At 37.9% G+C, this 438-nt stretch carries 1 protein-coding gene; it reads right to left on the reverse strand.

What is annotated here, in order from left to right; all coding sequences use genetic code 11:
• On the reverse strand, positions 1-343 hold a 343-nt coding region (locus tag C1G53_RS12855), incomplete at its 3' end, for an Arm DNA-binding domain-containing protein (protein WP_192873144.1).
• Positions 344-438: the final 95 nt, after the last annotated feature.

Below are 438 nucleotides of genomic sequence, written 5' to 3' on the forward strand. Positions count from 1 at the left end.
TTGGTAGGCTTATTTTATCCACGTAGCACGCGCCGAATACTGGGACTATATGTAGGTCTGCTTGCGCCTTTTGTCTGGCGTATGTACTAGCCTTCACGGTGTTTTTATAGTGTTCCAGCCATATCTTATAGACTTCCTCAAAGGTTATTCTATCTGGCTTGTCAAAAAATCCATCTTGCTCCACTTTTAGAAGTAATTGGCTTTCAGCTATTTTAGCTTCTTTCTTAGTTTTAAAACCTCTTTTTCTTACGCGTTTTTCTTTGCCTGTTAGTGGATCTATACCTACATAAGCAATATAAGAGTATCTAATAGAGCCGTCTTTTAGTTGGTATTGGTTAATCATTTGTTTATCCTTCCTATTGGTTTCCCCACCTAATCGAAAGAATAAAATAGTATGCGCGTGTTTATAAGTGGTTGCTTACACGTTGCCATGTGTAA

The organism is Streptococcus suis, assembly GCF_002960445.1.
GTDB lineage: Bacteria > Bacillota > Bacilli > Lactobacillales > Streptococcaceae > Streptococcus > Streptococcus hyiners.